The sequence below is a fragment of the Salicola sp. AFF1 genome (assembly GCF_056783195.1).
The window spans coordinates 1-656 of the sequence record NZ_JBXAYL010000114.1 but is presented as its reverse complement, the minus strand read 5'-3'; the positions used below and the strand labels follow the sequence as shown (position 1 = coordinate 656).

At 62.3% G+C, this 656-nt stretch carries 1 protein-coding gene; it reads right to left on the bottom strand.

Going from position 1 to position 656, the window contains the following annotated elements; translation table 11 throughout:
* Positions 1–656, bottom strand: a 656-nt coding sequence (locus AC1RQI_RS16970) for a transposase (RefSeq protein WP_481905793.1), incomplete at both ends; no start/stop codon positions are given.

Here is a 656-nt window from a genome sequence, read left to right as displayed (position 1 = left end):
TGCACCAGGCAGTAGAGCTGCCATTGGCCCTGGACCTTGCGCTTGCCGCGCAAACTGAACCGGCTAAGGCGCTTGGTCGTGGCGATGTTGCCGAATACCGGCTCCACTACTGACATCCGGTGGCTGTAGATCCGCTTGCCTTCGGCGCTGTCCACCCGGTGCTTCATCCAGTCGGTGTAGTTGGGCGGGCGCTTGTGCTCCAGGGGGAAGCTCACCTGTCGGCCTGCGCCGTGGCGGTGGTCGGCACTACTGGGGTTGTGCATGCACCGGTGTTTCTTCGGGCAATGCCGGCACTGCAGTAGGCGGCCTTCGAAATAGGCTTTTGGGGTGCCGTTGTCATCCTCCCGGCTGCCCCGGTAACTGAGCCGATTGCCCGCTGGGCAATCGCAGGTAAGGTTGACTGGATCAAAGTGGAATTCGCTGGCCGGGATGATCTGCTTTTGATCCGGCTTGTGGGTGTGCTGGTGACGCTTGCCGTACTTGGCCTTCTGCTCGGCGAAGGCCGGGTCGCGTTGGCGGAACTGGTTGTCCGGGATATAGCCGTTGATCTGGTGCTGGTGCAGGTAGCGGGCGTTGGCTTCGTTGGCGAAGCCGGTGTCGGCGGTGACGATGGTCCCGCTCTGGTAGATGTCGGTGTGGATGCCCAGTCGTCGGTA